Annotated in this window: 16 protein-coding genes; 6 read left to right on the forward strand and 10 right to left on the reverse strand. The window is 51.4% G+C overall.

The features are described 5' to 3' along the window. Positions 1-81: 81 nt before the first annotated feature. From L3J94_06145 to truC, 4 genes are read left to right on the forward strand one after another with little or no spacing between them, the layout of a single operon-like run. Positions 82-726, forward strand: coding sequence for a DUF480 domain-containing protein (locus L3J94_06145; GenBank protein ID MCF6218331.1), 645 nt, complete (start codon positions 82-84; stop codon positions 724-726). Further along, the gene (locus tag L3J94_06150; protein ID MCF6218332.1) at positions 726-983 is read left to right on the forward strand and encodes a GIY-YIG nuclease family protein; all 258 of its coding nucleotides are present in this window, start codon (positions 726-728) and stop codon (positions 981-983) included. Before L3J94_06145 ends, L3J94_06150 begins: the two co-directional genes overlap by 1 nt. Then, the gene (locus L3J94_06155) at positions 980-1504 is read left to right on the forward strand and encodes a SprT-like domain-containing protein (GenBank protein MCF6218333.1); all 525 of its coding nucleotides are present in this window, start codon (positions 980-982) and stop codon (positions 1502-1504) included. The genes L3J94_06150 and L3J94_06155 overlap by 4 nt, the downstream gene beginning before the upstream one ends. Continuing rightward, the gene (gene truC / locus L3J94_06160; GenBank protein ID MCF6218334.1) at positions 1504-2217 is read left to right on the forward strand and encodes a tRNA pseudouridine(65) synthase TruC; all 714 of its coding nucleotides are present in this window, start codon (positions 1504-1506) and stop codon (positions 2215-2217) included. Before L3J94_06155 ends, truC begins: the two co-directional genes overlap by 1 nt. Before the next feature lie 21 nt (positions 2218-2238). Here truC and L3J94_06165 read toward each other — a convergent pair whose 3' ends face one another. Next, positions 2239-5493, reverse strand: a complete 3255-nt coding sequence (locus L3J94_06165; protein MCF6218335.1) for an EAL domain-containing protein — start codon at positions 5491-5493, stop codon at positions 2239-2241. 261 nt (positions 5494-5754) lie between these two features. Between L3J94_06165 and L3J94_06170 the strand changes: the two genes are divergently transcribed. After that, positions 5755-6267: an RNA methyltransferase gene (locus tag L3J94_06170; GenBank protein MCF6218336.1), complete on the forward strand. Its 513-nt coding sequence runs from the start codon at positions 5755-5757 to the stop codon at positions 6265-6267. A 108-nt stretch (positions 6268-6375) separates the two neighbouring features. On the opposite strand, the gene L3J94_06175 is transcribed toward L3J94_06170, so the two are convergent. The 8 genes from L3J94_06175 to purB form a co-directional block, all read right to left on the reverse strand. Further along, the gene (locus tag L3J94_06175) at positions 6376-8052 is read right to left on the reverse strand and encodes a BatD family protein (protein ID MCF6218337.1); all 1677 of its coding nucleotides are present in this window, start codon (positions 8050-8052) and stop codon (positions 6376-6378) included. Further along, positions 8046-9878 (reverse strand): VWA domain-containing protein, encoded by a 1833-nt coding sequence (locus tag L3J94_06180; GenBank protein MCF6218338.1) that lies wholly within the window; start codon positions 9876-9878, stop codon positions 8046-8048. The genes L3J94_06175 and L3J94_06180 overlap by 7 nt, the downstream gene beginning before the upstream one ends. Beyond that, complete coding sequence (locus L3J94_06185; protein MCF6218339.1) at positions 9875-10864, reverse strand: VWA domain-containing protein; 990 nt, start codon at positions 10862-10864, stop codon at positions 9875-9877. Before L3J94_06185 ends, L3J94_06180 begins: the two co-directional genes overlap by 4 nt. Next, on the reverse strand, positions 10857-11375 hold the full coding sequence (locus tag L3J94_06190; GenBank protein ID MCF6218340.1) for a DUF4381 domain-containing protein: 519 nt from the start codon (positions 11373-11375) through the stop codon (positions 10857-10859). Before L3J94_06190 ends, L3J94_06185 begins: the two co-directional genes overlap by 8 nt. Beyond that, entirely contained in the window at positions 11372-12325 is a 954-nt protein-coding gene (locus tag L3J94_06195; protein ID MCF6218341.1) for a DUF58 domain-containing protein, read from the reverse strand. Before L3J94_06195 ends, L3J94_06190 begins: the two co-directional genes overlap by 4 nt. A 5-nt stretch (positions 12326-12330) precedes the next feature. Further along, complete coding sequence (locus tag L3J94_06200) at positions 12331-13290, reverse strand: MoxR family ATPase (protein ID MCF6218342.1); 960 nt, start codon at positions 13288-13290, stop codon at positions 12331-12333. Positions 13291-13376: 86 nt separating this feature from the next. Further along, complete coding sequence (rdgC, locus tag L3J94_06205; protein MCF6218343.1) at positions 13377-14303, reverse strand: recombination-associated protein RdgC; 927 nt, start codon at positions 14301-14303, stop codon at positions 13377-13379. A gap of 509 nt (positions 14304-14812) precedes the next feature. After that, a complete protein-coding gene (purB, locus tag L3J94_06210; GenBank protein ID MCF6218344.1) occupies positions 14813-16183 on the reverse strand; it encodes an adenylosuccinate lyase in 1371 nt (456 codons plus the stop codon). Between the two features lie 437 nt (positions 16184-16620). Here purB and L3J94_06215 point away from each other — a divergent pair, with 437 nt between their 5' ends. Continuing rightward, entirely contained in the window at positions 16621-17871 is a 1251-nt protein-coding gene (locus L3J94_06215; protein ID MCF6218345.1) for a DEAD/DEAH box helicase, read from the forward strand. A 177-nt stretch (positions 17872-18048) separates the two neighbouring features. Here the strand turns inward: L3J94_06215 and L3J94_06220 are convergent. Beyond that, positions 18049-18347, reverse strand: a 299-nt coding sequence (locus L3J94_06220) for an integrase core domain-containing protein (protein ID MCF6218346.1), incomplete at its 5' end; no start/stop codon positions are given.

Genomic DNA, 18347 nt, shown 5'->3' on the forward strand with positions numbered 1-18347 from the left:
AGCCGTGTGGCCTATCATATTTGCTACTTGCCTAATCGGTTCTTTAACGTGACAATGGCGCTTTCTGTTTGGGGGGGGAGTATGGATAACGTGCTAACGACAAATGAGGCAAGGGTGATTGGCTGCTTGTTGGAAAAAGAGCTGACGACCCCTGAGCAGTATCCACTCTCTCTGAATAGTTTAACGAGTGCCTGCAATCAAAAAAGTAATCGCGAACCGGTGATGGCACTTACTGAGAGCGAGGTGCAGGCTATTGTGGATGAGTTGTTAAAGCGCCATCTGCTGATCGAGGCGAGTGGTAGTCGGGTCACCAAATATAAACATCGCTTTTGTAATACTGAATTTGGTGCGCTTAAATTAAATTCTCAATCCCTTGCGGTGTTGATTGTGATGTTACTGCGCGGCCCTCAAATGCCGGGAGAGTTGCGCAGTCGTACCCGTCGATTGTGTGAGTTTTCCGATGTGCAAGAGGTGGAGCGGGTACTTGAAACATTGATGGCGCGGGATGAGCCGCTGGTGGTGAAGTTACCCCGCGAAGCGGGCCGGCGTGAGTGCCGTTATGGCCAGCTCTTTTGTGGTGAAATAGTGATGCCGCTTGAGGTGTTAGCGAGTGAAAGTGAAGAGGATTCACTGCGAAAGCGTGTCGATGAGTTGGAGCAGGCGCTGCAAGCGATGCGCAGCGAACGTGACCAGCTGCAACAGCAAGTGGATGAGCTGCTGAGTTAATGACTGAGTGGTTTGTCTATATGGTGCGTTGTGTAGATGGCAGCCTCTACACCGGGGTAACCACTGAGCTGCAACGGCGAGTGGATGAGCACAACGGCAGTAATCAGCTGGGTGCGCGCTACACTCGCAGCCGCCGCCCGGTGGTGTTGGTCTATCAGGAGCGTTGTGATAGCCGCCCCCATGCTTGCCAACGTGAGTATGCCATTAAACAGCTAACACGCGGTGCCAAATTAGCCCTGCTGAGTGACAGAAAATGAAGACAACTCCGCCCATTAGCCTCGAGCAACAGCAGCAGGTGCTGCGGGCAACGACCACAACACTTCAGCAGGCATCTGAACGGTTAAACAAAACATTTGCCCCGATCCCGGTGCACTTCAATCTGCGTGGCCGTGCAGCGGGTATGTATCGTGTCGTGCAGGGTGTGCGTGAAATTCGCTACAACCCTTATCTGTTTGCTAAATATTTTGCTGATAACCTGGCCAATACCGTACCCCACGAGGTAGCGCACTATGTGGCAGACTCACTTTATGGGTGGCGAAATATCAAGCCACACGGTGTTGAGTGGCAAGATCTGATGCGGATGTTGGGTGTGCAACCCTCAGTGACGTGTCGCTATGATATGGAGGGTATACCCCAGCGCCGCCTACCGCGTATTGAGTACCATTGTGGCTGTCGTAGCCATCAACTCACCACCATTCGGCACAATAAAATAGAGCGTGGCCAAGCTCGCTACCTCTGTAAGGTGTGCCAAAATCCGCTCTTGTTGAAGCCGTCGTGATGCTGGATATTATTTACCGTGATGAGTGGTTGGTAGCGATCAACAAACCGGCTGGATTATTAGTACACCGCTCGATGATAGACCGCTATGAAACGCAATTTGCAGTGCAGATAGTGCGGGATCAGATCGGACAGCGTGTCTACCCGGTGCACCGCCTGGATAAGCCGACCTCAGGGGTGCTGTTATTTGCACTGGATGCGAGCACTGCACGGCAAATGGGCGAGATATTCATCCAGCGCGCAACTGAAAAACGCTATTTGGCTGTGGTGCGTGGTTATTGTGCCGCCGAGGGTGTTATTGATTACCCACTCAAAGAGCAGCTGGATAAAATGACCGATGCACAAGCGGATCAGCAAAAGCCGCCACAGCCTGCGCTCACAACTTACCGGCGACTCAATCAGGTAGAGTTACCCCACGCAGTGGGGCGCTATGCTACCGCACGCTACTCACTGTTACAGTTGCAACCTCAAACCGGGCGCAAACACCAGCTGCGCCGCCATATGAAACATATTTTTCATCCGGTAGTGGGGGATACCAGCCATGGTGATGGTAAGCACAACACGTTATTTCGTGAGCAATTTAATTGCCGGCGGCTGCTGCTGCATGCAGAGACTTTAAGTTTTACACATCCCCATAAACAGCAGGATATTGCGCTAAAGGCAGGGTTAGATGCGGTGTTCAGTGCCGTTTTACAGCGCTTCTCTTGGCCATGAGCTAATGCACCCTACACACGTTTAGTGTTTTTTCAGTTTTTCTATCAGAGCCTGGCTGGTGAGCGGTCTACTGAAAAAATAGCCCTGAATCATATCGCACCCTTGTTGTTGGAGGTGGTCGAACTGGGCTTGAGTCTCTACGCCCTCTGCAATGACTTTCAGGTTGAAGCTTTTACATAAACCGATGATGGCATTGACAATTGATTTGTCATCTTCATTTTCGACAATATCACTGATAAAAGCGCGGTCGATTTTGAGCACATCCGCAGGGAAACGCTTGAGATAGGAGAGGCTTGAGTAGCCGGTGCCGAAGTCATCTATCGCCATTTTGAATCCGGCCTCTTTCAATGAATTCAGCATATCAAGGTTGCGCTGAATATTGCTGATCAATATGGACTCTGTCAGCTCTAGCTCAATGTACGAAGTAGCTAGATCAAACTGGGCAACAATCGAAAGCAAGTTGGTAATGAAGTTGGCTTGTTTAAACTGCAAGGCCGATATATTGATCGCCATGGTGAGGTCGCAATGGCCCAGCTTGCGTAGCGTTTGTAACTCTCGACACGCCTCTTTGATGACCCAGTTACCAATTTCAATGATATGGCCATTCTCTTCGGCGAGCGGAATAAAAAGCTCAGGTGTGACTTTCCCCAGTGTGCCTGAGCGCCAGCGCAGCAGCGCTTCGACTCCAATAATCTGTTTTGTGTGAAGACAATATTGTGGTTGGAATTTTAGAGAGAGCTCTTGGTTTGAAATAGCATTATGCAGGTAGTTTTGCATGAAGTGCTTCTGCTTCGCTTTGGCGTGCATTTCCGCTGTGAAAAAGTGATGGGTGTTGCGGCCACTGTTTTTAGCGTGATACATGGCGGTATCGGCGTGCTGTAGCAAGGTATCAAAATCTTTGCCATCGTCGGGGTAGATTGCAATGCCGATACTGGTGGAGGTGTGAATTTGATGCTCTTCGATTTCAAAGGGGCTTTTCATCAGCTCGGTTATTTTATCGATAACAGACATCACGGGTGAAATATCTTGCAGGTTATCAATCAGTAACAGGAACTCATCACCCCCATGCCGGCTGATGGTGTCGCTTTGGCGTAATGTGCGCTGTAAGCGGCTAACTACTTGTTTGAGCAAGAGGTCTCCGGTGCGGTGGCCCAGCGAGTCATTGACACTTTTAAAGTGATCAATGTCGAGATAGAGCAGGGCGACTTTGGTGTTTTCTCGCTCTGCACTCAGTATCGATTGCTGCATACGATCTTGAAACAGAATACGGTTTGGTAGAGCTGTTAATGCGTCATGGTGGGCCAGGAACTCGACACGTTCGCTAATCAGCTTTGTCTCGGTAATATCGGAAAACAGCGCGATATAGTTTTTTACGCCACCTTTCTCATCAAGAAGGGTGCTGATAGAGAGCCACTCTGCGTAGAGCTCTCCTGCTTTGGTGCGATTCCATATTTCACCCTGCCATTTTCCGGTTGACTGGAGCTCGCTCCACATCATCTGATAGAAATGAGTGCCATGTCTTCCTGAGGATAAAAAGCTCGGGGTCTGGCCGACAGCTTCACTCTCGGAGTAGCCGGTAATGGCTGTGAAGGCCGGATTGACAGAGATGATTCTACTCTCGTGATTAGTGACAACGATTGCTTCGCTGGAGCTATGGAAGATGGATGCGTAGAGGTGTAGCTCCTGCTCCGCTTCTTTACGTGTTGTAATGTCGGTCAGGTAGCCCACAATGTGTGTTATGTCGTGGTTTTTATTGCGGATAATACGGGTGGTATCATAGAGCCACAGATATTCACCATCTTGTTTGCGAAGCCGGTAGGGTTCGTAAATGTAGTGGTCACAGCTGTTGTTATTGATGGCACGATGCGTTTCACTCAGTACGTTGTCCAGGTCATCCGGATGAATAAGTGATAGAAAATCGATCGTCTCCTGTTGAAAGTCTTTGGCAGGATAACCCAGAATATCCATCACATTGTTTGATACATACTCAACCGGCCAACCCTCTTCATTGCGGCGTTTTAGCAGGATAAATTGCCCGTTATCAAATAGATCAAAAGCATCATTCAGCTCATCAGTGGAGGTTTTAATCAGGTTGGAGAGGGCGCTGAAGGTCTGAATGGTCTCTACATGTTGTTCGGTCTCATCTTTTGCTATGTCGTCGATGTTGAATATCGAATCTTCAGACTCACTCAGTGCCACCACGGTCAGTGTTTGATTCATCACCTCATTGGAGTGAGGAGTGTGGAAAAACTCGCCATAGGTAAAAAAGCCGCTGGTGGTGGCATGGTTAGCGAACGGTGCAATTTCAACATTGATATTTTCAGGCATGTAACGCCGTCTTGCCATGCAGGAGTAGACGAAGAAAGTCTCCACATTTTGATTGATGAACGCTATTGAGTCGCTAATTGATTTATTAATAATGGCGGCGGTATTGCCAAAGCCAAACTGTACCTCGCACTCCTGTGGAATATTGCCGGAAAAGCTGAGTGATCCATCACCGTGCACCGCAAGCATTGCACGGGCAATCAGTACGCCGTTTTTCTTCATCACCAGTGGAAACTCAATGCCGGTGCTGGGCATTTTTCGGGTGATATCTGACCCCAGGTAATGCGCATATATTTCAGCAGCGGGCTTATTGTTGATGGAGTAGACGCGATTCTTTTCAGCGTGGGTAATGAGCATCTTTTTGCCAATAGGCTGCCAATCAAAGTTATAGTGATTGTTAACTTGTAGGTGGTCGCCATCCAGTGCGACGGCAACACTCCCTCTTTTGATCAGTTGGTCACCACAGGTAATGTAGGTCTGGGTGAATGTGCCGTTATCACCGGCCATACCTCCGGCGATGATTATATTGGGTGCATGGTCATAAATGCCTTGTAGCAGATCGTCGCCATTGGTTGCGGTGCCATCGGATAACAGGATGAGCAGTTTTGTCTTATTTGTTACCAGTTTGCTGGCAAGCTCACAGCCTGCCTGGTAGCTTGATCGATGGGTAGATGCCTGAGATCTTATTTCGGTTTTGTCGAAGGTGCTGATTGAGATAATACAGTGCTGTGTAGATACAGATTGGTTGCAGATCTCACCATCAGTGGTCGCACCGATGCAGACGGCATGGGGGAGCTGTGAGCTGAGGGTTTCTGCTATCTGTTGGAGAAATTCACCACCCAACCCGCTGAATATTTGAATAAGAATGTTTTTTTCGTCACGATATTCAGCGAAAGGGATCGTGTCGAAAGCAGCCGTAATTGTTTTGACTGAGAAGAGAGATGTGCGCATTCAATCTGATCCTGAGAGAGGGTACAACATAAAGCTTATCGCCCTTTATAATGTTTTTTGATCTTGGAGTATAGCCCTAAAAGCTACGAGCTGACGACGACCCGTTGTCACTGCATTTAGGTGAGATGTTGATTTTACAGTGACACAGAAAATATGCCCGTTCGGTGGCGATTTTTTTGTTTTTTCTGTAAGAGAGGTCATTTGTGTATTATACGTGTTTCTGCTCGGAAATTAGGGCAATAAAGTGAAAAGTAGCCAGTAATGAAGCGATCAAAAGTTTGGATTGGATTAACTGACCCCAAAACACCGACTAACGTGGGTGCGGTGATGCGGGCAGCAGGCTGCTATGGAGCCGATGCTGTTTTTTATACTGGGGAGCGTTATAGCCGTGCGGTTAAATTTCAGACAGATACTAAACGGGTGCGGGAGCGCATCCCGCTAACACCGGTTGAATCATTTTTGAATCACAAAATGGACCAGAGCCAGCGGGTGTGTGTGGAGTTGGTAGAGGGGGCGACACCGCTGCCGCTATTTCAACACCCTGATAACGCTTTTTATATTTTTGGCCCTGAAGATGGCACGATTAGCCAGGCGGTTATTGATCGTGCAGATGCTGTTGTCTATATACCTACCGTCGGTTGCATGAATTTAGCCGCTACCGTTAATGTTCTGCTTTATGACCGACTGGCTAAATCAGCTACCACTGTGACCGGTGATGAGTTGATTCGTCAAAGCCGCGATACCAATAACAGCGTCAAGCTTAAGCCGAAGTAACGCCTCAGCGTATTCATCTTTACCGCAACGCTTGGTTGTTTTCGTACTCAATCAGTCACATATGCGCTATATGCTCCCCGAATAACTGATAGTTGAAAAGAGCGGTGGTTATGGGCCATAAAGTTCGGGCAACAGTGGCTTGGGGCTATTTTTAGCGCTGTTTTTCCCTCTTTTTAGTGCGTTTTCAATCGCATGCCAGCACGCCTTGCCATCCCAGTTTTTATCGTTGGTGTAGATTGCTCTATCCAGTTGCTTGAGTGCCGATTGTGCTTGTGGCAGCTCAAAATATTGAGCCAACTCAGGTAGTGTGCGGGGTGGCTGTTGCGGGTGGTGAGCTTTCCCCCATATTAACAGCGCGTCACGCGCCTGCTGCGGTTGATTGCTATGACAGGCACGGGCGATGGCTTTTAGGCTGATTGTGGGTGAGTGCGCCGAGTTATGGTTGCTTGATTGTGGGGGCTGTAGCCGCTTTCTCCAGCCTAATCCGAGTGTTGTTAACCAGGCAAAGGCAAGCAGTGCAGTGGCTAGCTGCCAGGGCCAGAGTGCTTGCGGCTGGGTGGTTACGGGTGTAGAGGGTACTGCTTCGCTGGGAGCTGGTTTAAAGGGTTGGGTGGTTATCGTATTGATTGACTGCTGTGCGGGTAGCACTTGAATATGCTTTTCCGGCAGTCTGGCAACTTCCAGCTGCTCACTTTCGCTGTTCCACCAGGTGAGGGTGATTGCGGGCAGGGTGAATGGCCCCACCTTGATGGGCACAATGGCATATTTTTCGACGCGGGTGCCGATAACGCCCTGTGAGCTGGTGAGTGTCTCCAGTTGTGGTTGATCCGGGTATGTTTTGAAACCGGCTTGGGGCTCGAGGGACAGTTCGGGTAACTGGCTGGCACTTAGGCCGTGGGCTTGCAGGGTTAGGGTGCGGGTAATGGGTTCACCCACCCGAAAAGGTGTCTGGCTGGGTGACCATTGCTCTTGCAGGGTGAGCTGTGTGGCAGGCAGCCAGTGAATGCCACTGTCACGTTGTGGCTGTGGTTTTACCTGTAGTGTGATGGGCTTGGAGCGTGCTTGTATCGCTCTCCCCTGGTTGAATAACCCACCAAAACTGCCCATGGTTCGCTCTTGGGAGCGGCCACTGAATAGGATGCTCGGAATCTCAATTTCGCCACTCTGCTGTGGCAACAGGGCGTAGCGACGCTCAATAACACCGACCCGTTGACCACCTTGAATGGTCTGATACTGTTTATCATCACCCAGTTTGTAGGTTTCTACACCGGCTATTTCTGGGGCGGGAAGTACCCCCTCAGCGAGGTTGATGGTGTGCATGAGCCGCACCGTCAGAATAACCTGTTGCTGTAGATAGGGTGTGGTGTTGTCTACCGAGATCTCAAGTGCCAGCTCACGAATCTGCGCAGCCTGTGGGCTGCTCGCTTCGACCACTTGCAGGGTGATGGGCTGGCTCTGCAGGTTGCCGATCTCAATGGTCGGAATGACCACTCTCCCTGCCTGCTTGGGGGCGAGGGTAATCTGCAGCTGTTTGACGCTATCTATACGACCATTAATGATGCTGACCTGGCTGCTCTGCTGACTGCCCAGTATGTCGAATAGTCCCTCCAGAGCGGTCAAGTCAGGGTTGATGGGGCCGTCATAATCGCGCAGCGTCAGCGTGAGTTGTAGCGTCTCATGCTCGCTAATGGGGTTGCGGTCTACGGTTGCTTGCAGGGTTGCTGCTTGCAGTAGCGGGGTGGTGAATATCATCACCAGTAAAAAGATCCGGCGCACGATTACCATGGTTGGTGGTTCTCAGGTTGTTGGGGTTGTTGTTGGTGCTGCTGCTCAAATTTTCGGCGCAACAGGCCACCAGGGTCGTCTGGAATGCGGCGCAGCCACTGTTGCAAGTATTGCGCTTGCTCCTCTCCTTCGGTATCAAGCTCACTCTGTAGTGCCTGCTGGTTTTGCTGCTGATCACTCTTGGTCGCTTCAGTGTCACTCTGTTGGGGCTGCTCTGTGGCCTCAGACTGTTCAGCAGCGTCCTGCTGTTCTGTGCTGTTTTGTGTTGACTCTGAGGGTGGCTGTTCAGCTGCCGATTCGGGCGGTTGTGTCTCTTTTGACTGCTCACCTGAGGTGTCACCCGGTTGTGACTGCGGCTCACCTTGTTCGCCCTGTTGTGGGCTATCTCCCGCTTGTTGCTCTCCCTGGTCACCCTGCTGCTCGCTATCGGATGGTTGATCTTGTTGTTGCTCCATCAGTGATTGCAGTAGTTGTAAATTAAACTGGCTATCTTGATGGTCAGGGTTCTGCTTTAGGGCTGATTCATACGCCTTGATCGCTTCGGATAGTTTACCCGCTTTTGCGAGGGCATTGCCTTGATTATAGAGGCTATCGACGCTGTTCTGTTGTCCAAATAGCTCGGCAGCCTGTTGATAATCACCGGCACGATAGAGTGCCGTGGCGCGCCACAATGGGTCATCAAACTGCTCTGCCGCTTGTTGGAACTGCTGTTGCTGCATCGCCTTGGCGGCTTGTTGGTCAGGGCTCTGCCATAGGTTATCCCACGCCAGTGCGTAGCTCATTTGTGGCTGCAACAACAGCGCACAAAACAGTACTGAAAAAAGCCAGCCACGGCGAAAGGCAAAAGCGCCAATAAGTAGTAGCGGCAAGAGCAGCCAGATGCCTTCATCATGCCACTGCTGTTGGCTCTGTTGTCGCTCACTCTCACGGCCCGCATTGAGCGGCTGTTGGCTGGCTGGGAATAGCGTTTTCAAGTCGCTCTCATCATAGCGCAGTGGCGAGTAACGGCCCGCTCCGGCAGCTGCAAGGCGCTGTAGCGAGGGGTGGTCCGCTTTGCTGATAACAATGGCACCACGGCTATCTTTAAGGAATCCTCCACTCTTCAGGGGGATTGGACTGCCCTGACGGTTACCCACTCCCAGCACTGAGAGTCGCCTGTTTTTAGTGGCCAGCTGTTTTGCCAATGTGTAAGCCTGCTCATCACTTACGCCATCGCTGATAACGAGGAGTTGTGCTTGTTGAAAGCCCGCATCATCAAGCAATTTATTGGCACGTTGAATGGCGACACTGAGCTGACTACCTTGGCTGGGCATAATCTCACTGCTGAGTGCGGGTACCAGGTTGGCAATGGTGCGATTATCATCGGTGAGTGGTGAGACTACATAGGCGTGGTCGGTATAAACCACCAGCCCGGTCTGCCCCTCTTTGCGCTGTGCCAGAATATCCAGTATTTTGTGACGGGCGTGGGTTAGGCGAGAGGGGGTGATGTCGTTGGCATCCATTGAGCGGGAGAGGTCAAGCAGGATCACCAGCGCAGACGCTTGCATATAGAGTGGTTGTGGCTGCTTCTTCCAAGCTGGGCCGCTGATGGCAAGGGTGGCGATAATCCACGCGGTGAGTAGCAGTAGTGGCCAATAACGGCGCTGAGTTGTTTGATCATTATCCAAAAGGTGTGGCAGTAGCTCGGCATCCACCACTTTTGACCAGTCACTCTGGCTGTTTTGAGCGCGCCAACTACGCCATGTCAGCCATAATGCGGGCAGTAGTGCCAGCAGCCACCAGGGGCGTAACAGGTGTAGGCTTTGCCAGTCGATAGCGATACTCACTGTGACCTCCCCCGGTACCCGGCAAAGCAGAGTGATAAAATCAGTGCCAAACCCAGTGGCCAGAGGTATAGCTCTTCACGGGGGCGATAATATTCACTCTCTCCCTCAGAGGGTTCGAGTTGATCGAGTAGCTGATAAATTTCACTCAATTGAGCGCTCTCTTTGGCCCGAAAGTAGCGCCCACCGGTTAACGCTGCAATCTCACTCAGCAGCGCTTCATCCAGATCAGCGGATGGGTTAACGGTGCGGCTACCAAAAAAGCCAGGCACCTGCATGCTCTCAGCGCCCAGGCCGATGGTGTAGATTTTGATATTATCTTCAGCCGCCAGTCGTGCGGCCTCCCGAGGGTCGACTTCACCGGCGGTGTTATCACCATCTGTGAGCAGGATTAACACCCGGCTTTGATCGGGGCGGTCACGGAGTCGCTTGATTGCCAGCCCAATGGCATCACCGATGGCAGTCGCTTTACCGGCGATACCAATTTGCGCCTCGTTCAACATCTGCGTCACCGTGTGGCGGTCGTGGGTGAGGGGAGTTTGCAGGTAGGCCTGACTGCCGAATAGTATCAGGCCAACACGGTCGCCAAGGCGCTGCTGGATAAATTCACCACCAATCACTTTGACCACGGTGAGGCGATCGACCGACTCTCCACCCAGGGTGAGGTCGGGCACCTCCATACTTCCCGAAACATCTACTGCCATCAGCAGGTCACGACCGGTGAGTGGGGTCGCAACGGGTTCACCCAGCCATTGTGGGCGCATTATCGCAAGAACCAGGCAACACCAGATTAAGATGGCCAGCCAGGGGGAGCGGTTGAATTTTGTGGTTTGAGTGCTGGGTTGCTGTGTCGTGAGTTGTTGCAGCTCATTGAAAAAGGGGACCCGCAGCGCCGCGTGCTGTTGATTTTTTACCGCAGGCAGCAGCCGACGCAATAACCACGGTAGTGGCAGTAGCAGTCCCATTAGTGGCCAGGCCCATTCAAACATGACGGCTCCCCCGCTTGAATAGATGAGTAATACAGTGGCGGCTTAGGGTGATCAGTGGCTCTACCTCAAAATCAGCGGTGTTCTTTTGATAAGGCGCTTGAGACAAAACTTGCCCTATACCCTGGGTAAATGGCTTCCCATCGCTAAAATCATCGAGGAATGCCAGCCAGGCGTGGCCGCTAAGCCCCGCCACACCGTCTTGTGGCTGGGTGGCCAGTGCGGCGCGGCGCAAAAGTTGTGAAAGCTGCTGTAATAACTGCTGTGGTTGGTCTGGGTAGCGGTGTGCCAGTTGCTCTAGCTCACGCAGTGACGCACGTTTGATTGCACCCCGTTGATAGTGGCGGTAGCTGAGCCATGCCAGCAAAATAAGTAGCAGCAGTGTGGCCAGTAGCAGCCACCATCCCGGTGCGGGTGGCCACCCACTGATGGCTTCGGGCAGGTGAATATCACGCAGCTGTGCCAAAGGGTCAGTTGAGGGTGCGGTTGTTGGGTTTGCCAGCGTGCTGTTCATTGTGCAAAGCCTCTCAACTTATCAAACAGCGTGTCGTCGGTGGCAATGGTTGTCAGTTTAATCACTTGGCTTTTTGCTAGCGCTTGTAGCGCCTGCTGGCGTTGTTCGAATCGCTGGTGAAATGCACTGGCCAGTTTGGCGTTGCTACTGAGCGTTAAGCGTTGCTGGCCATCGCTTACGGTATAGTAGCCCTGTTCAGGCAGATGAGACTCCAGTGGGTCGTATATAAACAGACAGACCACTTCGTTGTGGCGGGCAAGGCTGCGCAGGTGTTGAAGGGTTAGCGCATCCAGGTCATGGAAATCACTGATGATATAGAGGCGGCTGCCAGTTTTGCTGATCGCTTGCAGGCGCAGTAGTTGGCTCTCAAGGGAGCATTTTTGGCCCTTATCGGTAACCGCCAGCTGGTGTGCTAGCATCAAGTTGATGAGCTGTAGCACCGCTTTTTGGCCTCGCTTGGGGCGTAGCTCATGGTGGTGTGCTTCGTTGAAAAGAGAGAGGCCAATCCGGTCACCACGGTGCTCACCTAGCCAGGCGAGTAACGTGGCGGCCTGTATCGCCTGGAAAGATTTAAAAGTGACCCGACTGCCGAAGTGCATCGGGCGGCGCAGATCAAGGGAGATTAATAGTGGGCACTCCCGCTCTTCACGAAACAGCTTGGTATAGGTGCGGCCAGTACGTGCCGAAACACGCCAGTCGATATCACGGGTATCATCACCCGGCAGATAGGGGCGCACTTCATCAAACTCAGTGCCCCGGCCACGAAAGCGTGATAAATAGCCCCCCGACTGGGCAGAGCGAACCTGGCGTGGCTTCTGGCTGATGAGTAGTTTGGCGTGATGACGCAGCGCCAGCAGAGCTTGTTGTGTTAAGTGCAGTGGCTCGCGGGTAGTCGTGGCACGGGGTGTTCCGCGAAACAGCTCTTTTATGCTTCTTTTTAAGTCGAGCATCGTTGCTAGGGTACCGGTACCCGGTTGAGTAGTTCATCGATCAATTGGTCGCAGGTGACACCCTCCGCTTCTGCTTCGAAGCTCAATAAAATACGGTGACGCAGCACATTGTGTGCCACTGCATGAATATCTTCGGGTGAGAGGTAGTCGCGTCCTCGCAGCCACGCATGGGCGCGGGCGCAGCGATCCAGTGCCATGGTGGCCCGCGGGCTGGCACCGTACTGAACCCATTGGGCGAGGTCTTCACCGTAGCGGCCAGGCGTGCGGCTGGCCATGATCAGTTCAACAAGATAGCGCTCTAGCGGCTCGGCCAGGTGCAGTTGCAGAATCTCTTTGCGGGCAGCGAATATCGCCTCCTGACTGAGTGGCTCAGCGGCTTGTAGGGGTCTGCTTTGCAGCGCTTCATTGCGGGTCAGGTGCAAAATTTCCATCTCTTCGCTGGCATTAGGAAACTCAATCCGCACATGCATCAGGAAACGGTCCAGCTGCGCCTCGGGCAGCGGGTAGGTGCCCTCCTGTTCAATGGGGTTTTGTGTCGCCATCACCAGAAACAGCTCGGGGAGGGGGTAGGTGGTGCGGCCAACCGTGATCTGCCGTTCAGCCATCGCCTCCAGTAGAGCCGATTGCACCTTGGCCGGGGAGCGGTTGATTTCGTCCGCTAACACCAGGTTGTGAAAAAGTGGCCCCTCCTGAAAGTGAAAGCTCCCCTCTTGAGGGCGGTAAATTTCAGTGCCAATGAGATCGGCGGGTAGCAAGTCCGGGGTGAACTGTACCCGATGGAAGTCAGCATCCAAACCACCTGCCAACGCTTTAATCGCAGTGGTTTTAGCCAGTCCGGGTGCCCCTTCAACCAACAAGTGGCCATCGGCAAGCAGCGCAATCAACAGGCGATCAATAAGGTCGGATTGTCCAACGATATGTTGTTGAATATGCTTGCGAAGTTGTTCTACTTGATGGTATGACATGGTGGCTTGCTCTTCCATTCTATGTGCAGTTTAATGTTTGTCTGATCTGGCCTTCATGAGTTCCCAAAGTAATACATTATTTTGTGTTAAATTTTCTCAGCGTAGTGGCTTTTATCTTCGCCACCAAACAGTTCCAGCAGGCGGGGAATGAAACGCGCCAGCTCCAGCGTCATGATGCTGAAGTCATTATCAAAAGCCATGGCGGCATCATCTGCACCTCTGTTGTCGCTCTGCTCGAGCAGTTCGTCAGAGAAGCGTAAACGCTTGATTGAGAGATCGTCGCCAATGATACAGGTGAGTTGTTCATTCCACTCGATGGCGAGTTTGACCACCTCTTTGCCCGCATTCAGATGTACCTGAATCTCCTCACTCATCAAATCTTGACGCTTGCAGCGGATAATTCCACCCTCTTCGGTGGGCTCACGCAGCTCGCACTCATCCTGAATAACCACATCATCAGGGTGATTGCTGCTCGCTAACCATTGGGTCATTATCGATGCGGGTGCCTGCATCAGTGTCGGATGAACTGCCGGTAGTGAACCCAGTGCCTTGCGCAGCTCACTGACCAGCTCTTCCGCTTTTTTGGCGCTGGCCGCATTGACAACAATCAGGTTCTCTTTTGGCGCAATGTAAGCATAAGTGTGGCTGGAGCGGCTGAACGCCTTGGGCATCAACTCAAAAACCACTTCGTCATGCATCTCTTGGCGCTCCTTGCGGCGCACCGCTCGTCCTTGCTCTGCTTCAATTGCTGCCGCTTTCTCATTCACAATCTCTTTAATCACAGAAGCAGGAATTATTTTCTCCTCCTTGCGCGCACAAACCATCGTGTAACCATTCACCGTGTGAGTCAGCATCTGGCCCTCACGGCCCAGTGGGGAAACCCAACCGAAACTGCTGGGTTGTAACGCGCCACAGGGTTGAAAGGCGTGAGCGGCCAACGGCTCTTCCAGCGCCTCACCGCTCAGGGTAAAGGGTTGTGTGAGACGGAACAGCTGCAAATTGTTAAACCACATGGAAAAGCCTTTTTCTATTATTGAAGTGAAGCGGGGGATTATTGCGAATCTACCGCAGGATTGCCAGTCCCTCGGTCTCATGATAAGTGATCAGGCAAAAAAAAGGCGCTTAAATTTAAGCGCCGATTCCCAGTAATAAGGAAAGGAAGGAGGGTGAAGAGGTTAATGAGAAAGTTGGGGGGGACTCAATAAACCTCTTCGATATTAACTACTTCACACGGCGTGCCAAGGTGTAATGAGTGGGTCTGTTTCTGCCAATTAACGGCGTTTAAAATTACGTTAACTCATTGTGTTTTAAAAGTAATTAAATAAATATTTTTTATTTTAAATACGTTCTATCTACTGTTTTTATGAGGTGTGTTGCTTTTTGGTGTGACACAGAGGGACTCTTATTATGACGTAATGCGTCATTTTGTATATTTTTTTGCTGAATATCTTTGCCCGGTCTGAAACTGAGAGCTTCGCGGGTGCTATGCTCCCGCGAAGGTCATATTAGAGGTGCCGGCTAATCAAACCCTTTTAGCCTGCGCTGTCGCATTGCCGGTGTAGCTGGCGGGGGTCATCTCAAGCAAGCGTTGTTTGGCATCGTCTGGAATATCCAGTGTGCCGATGAATTCACGCATGGTTGTTTGATTAATGCCGCCCTGGCCTCGTGTCAGCTCTTTAAGCTTCTCGTAGGGTTTTTCGATACCGTAACGGCGCATCACGGTTTGTACCGGCTCGGCCAGCACTTCCCAGGCGTTATCCAGATCATTGGCTAAACGCTGCGGGTTGATCTGTAGTTTGCTGATCCCTTTTAAGGTGGCTTGATAGGCAATAACGGCATGGGCGATGCCGACGCCAAGAGTGCGTAGCACGGTGGAGTCGGTGAGGTCACGTTGCCAGCGCGAAATGGGTAGCTTATTGCCCAGATGGTCAAAGAGCGCGTTTGCTATCCCTAAATTTCCTTCTGAGTTTTCGAAATCGATGGGGTTGACCTTATGGGGCATGGTGGATGAACCCACTTCGCCTGCTACCGTCTTCTGTTTGAAGTAGCCTTGGGCAATATAACCCCAGATGTCACGATCAAAGTCGATCAAAATAGTGTTGAAGCGAGCCAGCGCGTTGAACATCTCCGCGATGTAATCGTGTGGCTCAATCTGAATGGTGTAAGGGTTCCAGGCAAGGCCCAGTGAGGTGACAAACTCTTCAGCAATCACTTCCCAGTCAAGAGTCGGGTAGGCTGAGAGGTGTGCATTGTAGTTGCCTACTGCACCATTTATTTTGCCTAGCATCGGTACGTTAATCAGCTGTGCACGTTGTCGTTTCAGACGATAAGCAACATTAGCCATCTCTTTGCCCACGGTGGTGGGTGAGGCAGTTTGGCCATGGGTGCGTGAGAGCATGGCCACATCGGCATAGTCGTGAGCAAGGGCTGTCATGGCATCCACCACCTCATCCATCATCGGCAGCAATGCCTGGCTGCGACCCTGGCTGAGCATTAATGCGTAAGAGAGGTTGTTAATATCTTCAGAGGTGCAGGCAAAGTGAATAAACTCGCTGATCGCCTCCAACTCACTATTGCCCTGAATTTTTTCCTTAAGGAAATATTCGACCGCTTTTACATCATGGTTGGTGGTTCGTTCAATATTCTTAACCCGCTGAGCATCCTCCTCGGCAAAGTTTTCGATAATACCATCAAGAATCTGCTGGGCATGTTGCGAGAGTGGCGGTACCTCGCTGATCGCATCGATTGATGCCAGCTTTTGCAACCAGCGCACCTCAACCAAAACACGGTGACGGATTAAACCGTATTCACTAAAAATTGCACGAAGATCTTTGGTCTTACTGCCGTAGCGGCCATCGATAGGGGAGATTGCGGTCAGTTCAGAAAGGTTCATTAGCGCTCCACTCAAGCTGAATTCAGATTAAGCGCGCATCATACTACAAACCCTACGCTGTTCGTAGTGGTGCTAGTACATCAACCCTCTTATACTGACAGGTCAACCCTTCGGGCGTTTCTGTGGCACTCCGCCTCGGCGTTATAGCGCTTGCCAAGGGAACAACCATTATCTGCGAGCTATGCCTTGATGCGAAATGCCACAGAATCGCTGACTAGGCAATATAAGAGGGTTGATGTACTAATCACTCAATAAGGGCGTGGCGCTCTTTTTGCGAGCCGCCCTGCCAACCCAATACCCGGCGCGGTGGTTGCGCAACCTCATGAAATGTCCGGTTGCCCTGAGTATCCACCAATCAGTCACGCTAAAAGATCTAAAAACCTGTACACTTCACACTCCATTTTTCAGCTGTAGCAAGCACCTCAAGAGGGTTTATCATGATATTTTCATCCTTGGATCTGGCACCCGAAATTCAGAAAGCGCTGGATGCCTGCGGCTACAGTCAGATGACACCCATCCAACAGCAAGCCATTGTCCCGGCGCGGCGCGGTAAAGACCTGCTGGCCAGTGCACAAACCGGAACCGGAAAAACCGCCGCCTTCACACTGCCCATTTTGCAACAGATGGTTGACCGGCCAAAACCAACACTGCCCGGCAATGTGCGCACACTGGTATTAACCCCCACAAGGGAGCTTGCAGAGCAGCTTTCAGAAACCATCAAGCGCTATGGGCAGTACTTACCCTTCTCGATTACCGCACTGTACGGTGGGGTTAAAATAAGCAGCCAACAGAAGAAACTTAAAGCGGGTATCGACATTATCATCTCCACCCCGGGCCGCTTGCTAGAGCATGTCGTTGAGGGCAACATCAACCTATCAGAAGTTGAGTTTTTGATATTAGACGAAGCGGATCGCATGCTCGACATGGGCTTTATCGCCGATGTTCAACAGCTGCTGCAAAAGATACAAAAAAAGCGCCAAACCTTGCTTTTTTCTGCCACCTTATCGCAACCGGTCAAAGATCTGGCCAGCAAGCTACTGCATAAACACCAGCTGGTCAGTGTCGCCAAACAAAATGCCATTGCCGATACTATTACGCACGTTGTTTATCCGGTTGCAGAACACGATAAACCGGCACTTTTTGTCGAGTTGTTACAAGAACATAACTGGTTCAAGGTACTGGTGTTTACCAGCACCAAAGCACAGGCCGACCAACTGATGCTCACCTTAAAGAAAGAAAAAATAAAATCGGCACTCTGCCACGGTGACAAGAGCCAAGGCTCACGCCGCCGTGCACTGGCTGACTTCAAAGCCGCAAAAATTCAAGTATTGATCGCCACAGAAGTAGCCGCACGAGGGTTGGATATTCAAGACCTGGAGCATGTTGTTAACTACAACCTACCGTTCCTTGCAGAAGATTACATCCACCGCATTGGTCGCGCTGGTCGAGCGGGTGCCAAAGGAGAGGCCATCTCACTGGTTAGCCGTGAAGAAGAGCGCACACTGGCAACGATCGAACGACTGATTGGCAGCCGTATTAAACGCATAAAAATAGCCGGCTACAAAGTCGGAGACCGCGATACACTACTCGAAAATATCGCCCAACGCCGCCGCCCACCCCGTGCCAACAAGGCCAGCCAAACCCGAATCAGCCACCATAAAACCAGCACTCGCCGCACCACTAAATAGAGCGTTTTGCACGGTGCCTGTTTTCCACCTCAGTGGTGTTAAAAATGGCCTTGCACCCCTCCGGTAGGCTCTGATTTTTTCGATTGTTTTTAACTTGAGGCCTTTGCACGCGATGTTTGTCAAGATAGTTGTCCAGCGCTCTGCTGATTTTCCTCTAATTCCAGGCCCTTTTTTACCCTAATTTTCTGGATTCAACCACACCTCACTGACGGCGGCCCAATTTCGGGTTTCTCGACTCCAGCGTTCCGGGTTTCGTTGCTTGGCCGCTTCATAGATCGCTTTTCGCTTAGCCAATATCGTCAGCTCTTCGCTGTTGTGACGTTGGGCTGGGGTGATGAATTGGATTCCGCTGTGTCGATGGCTTTCATTGTACCAACCGACAAAATGATCGACCCATGCTCTTGCAGACGCCAGGCTTTCAAATGGCTTTGATGGAAAGGCGGGTGTGTATTTCAGTGTTCTAAACAGACTCTCTG

The organism is Gammaproteobacteria bacterium (genome assembly GCA_021647245.1).
Lineage (GTDB): Bacteria > Pseudomonadota > Gammaproteobacteria > RBG-16-57-12 > RBG-16-57-12 > JAFLJP01.